Annotated in this window: 2 protein-coding genes and 1 pseudogene; all 3 read left to right on the forward strand. The window is 70.8% G+C overall.

Features of this window, described 5'->3' with window-relative positions:
- The first annotated feature begins 123 nt into the window (after nt 1-123).
- Entirely contained in the window at nt 124-1257 is a 1134-nt protein-coding gene (locus ABZV34_RS38420; protein ID WP_356287613.1) for a helix-turn-helix transcriptional regulator, read from the forward strand.
- 474 nt (nt 1258-1731) lie between these two features.
- Nucleotides 1732-2322, forward strand: coding sequence for a malonic semialdehyde reductase (locus ABZV34_RS38425; RefSeq protein WP_356287616.1), 591 nt, complete (start codon nt 1732-1734; stop codon nt 2320-2322).
- A 133-nt stretch (nt 2323-2455) separates the two neighbouring features.
- A pseudogene (locus ABZV34_RS38430) lies at nt 2456-2554 on the forward strand (deaminase); the annotation flags it as partial.

Raw genomic sequence — 2554 nt, forward strand, 5'->3', positions numbered from 1 at the left:
GAACCGGAGGTGACCATGGGCATACGCCGACCGTAGTCGAGGAGCGGGCGGGCGCGCGCTGTTGAACCGGGGTCGGCCCTGGGCGGCCGGCCCCCGCGGATCCCGGCGTTGTGGCTGGCCACCGTGCTGACCGCCACCGACCGGCTCGCGGACACCGAGCGGATTCTGCGGGAGGGGCAGCGCGAAGCGGAGGCGCTGGGCCTGGGCTGGTCACTACCCCACTGGCATGCCGCCCGTGCCTGCGCACTCCTCGAACAGGGAGCGCTGGACGACGCGGCCGTGGAGGCCGAGGCCAGCCTGATGGTGGCGGCCGAACTCGAGATCACGCTGCCGAACCCGCAGGCCCGCTCCGTGCTGGCGTTGGTGGAGATCAGACGCGGTGACCTCACCAGGGCCGGAGACCACCTCCGCGCCGCTGAAACCGGTTTCGGCACGCACTCGACGCAGCGGTACGGCTCCTGGGTGTCTCTCGCGCGCGCCGGACTGGCGGACGCGGAGGGCGAGGACGGCCAGGCGGTGGCGGCACTCACGGCAGGTTTCCAGAGCCGCGAGCCGGCACGGCTGCTGGCGGTACCCCCGTCCCACTGGCCCGGGATCGTGCGCATCGCGCTCCGGGACGAGGACCCGTCGCTCGTGCGGGCCGTGTCCGGCGCGGTGCGCGGCCTGGCCACGCAGGACGAGAGCCGGCAGATCATCGGGGCGGTCCGCGCCCATGTGGACGGCCTGCTCCACCGCGACCCCCGTGCGCTGGAGTCCGCCATCACCGGCTACCGGAACACCGGCAGGCCGTTGGCCCTGGCAGCGGCCTGCGAGGACCTCGGCGAACTCATGGTGCAATCGGCCGACACGACACCGGCGATCCCGTACTTCGAGGAAGCCGGCCGGCTGGCATCGGCCTCGGGAGCCGGGCGCGACCAGGAACGGATCAGGGGGCGCCTGCGCAGGCTCGGTGTGCGCACCGCCCCCGTACGGACTCACGCAGCCGGCCCCCCGGGGCTGGGAAGCCTGACCGAATCCGAGCGGAAACTGATCCCGCTCGTCGTCGAGGGCCTCACCAACCGGGCGATGGCCGACCAGCTCTACGTGTCCGTGCACACCGTCAACACCCATATGAAGCACATCTTCACCAAGCTCGGCATCAACTCGCGGGTCGAGCTGACCCGGCTGGCGATCGAGCGGGCCGTCAGCGCCGACGGAGCCGACCGAAACGGTCCACTGACTGTCGGACACGAAGGCAAAGATCCCTTGAATGGGTGACGCCCGGATCCGGTACCACCCGTGATGCTGGCAGCAACGGCGTGGCCCCCAGGACGGCACCGTCATTCATCGGGAGGTGACCCCTTCGTGAACACGACGCGCTCCACGAACACCGCACTCGCAGTACGCGCTCACCGACGCTGGGCGGACGGATAGCCGACCGCAGCGCGGCACAGGGCGGCCGGGCCCGGTGCCCGTACGGGCACCCAGCGCGGATACCGCGGCCGACTCGGGGACGCCGTGAGCGCGAGCGCGGCCCCGCACGGGTACACCCCGGCGCTGTGGGCCGCCACCGCGGTGACGTCGTCCGCTCGTGGCGCCCCAGGGACGGCCGACGTCCTGGCAGTTCCTCTGGCGCTCCTTGCCGGAGCGGCGCTCGCCTTCGCCGCGTCGGCCGCTGTGGCACACGGCGGCGCACCCATGATGCCGGGCAGGTCCGCGCCACCACAGACACTCGACCTCAAGAGGTTCACCATGTCCCTCGCACTCGATCCCGCCGCCCAGGACCTCCTGTTCAGGGAGGCACGGACCGCCAACACCTTCACCGACGAGCCGGTGACGGACGACCAGATACAGGCCATCTACGACCTGGTCAAGTACGGCCCCACCTCGATGAACCAGCAGCCACTGCGTATCGTGCTGGTCCGTTCCGCCGAAGCGCGCGAGCGCCTGGTCGAGCACCTGTCCGAAGGCAACCGGAAGAAGACCTCGGCAGCCCCGCTCGTCGCCCTCCTCGCCGCGGACCTCGATTTCCACGAGGAACTGCCCACCCAGTTCCCGCACTTCCCCCAAGCCAAGAGTCTCTTCGCCGAGCGTGCGGTCCGCGAGCCGTCCGCGAGGCTCAACGCGTCCCTTCAGGTGGGTTACTTCCTCATCGGCGTCCGCGCCGCCGGCCTGGCCGCGGGGCCGATGACCGGCTTCGACGCCGTGGGTATCGACAAAGAGTTCTTCAGCGACGGCGAGCACTCGGTCCTCGCCGTCGTCAACATCGGCAGGCCGGGGGAGAACGCGTGGTTCACACGCTCCCCACGGCTGACTTACGAGCAAGTGGTCACCACCGTGTGACCGAGGGGTGGCAGCCGTCCGGCGACGCACCTTCGCCGACGAAGGCGAAGGTGGCTGTCGGCGCGGCGATGAGTCCGACGGAGTTCACAGGTCTACCTCCCGACCAGGACAACCGACTCATCGGGAGCAAGGCATGGGCCTCATCCATATCGAGCTGTTCGCGACCCTCGACCTCGTCGGGCAGGCGCCGGGCGGCCCTGAAGAGGACCCGGTGGGGTTCCCGTTCGGCGGC

Source organism: Streptomyces sp. NPDC005195, from assembly GCF_040608315.1.
Taxonomy (GTDB): domain Bacteria; phylum Actinomycetota; class Actinomycetes; order Streptomycetales; family Streptomycetaceae; genus Streptomyces; species Streptomyces kaempferi.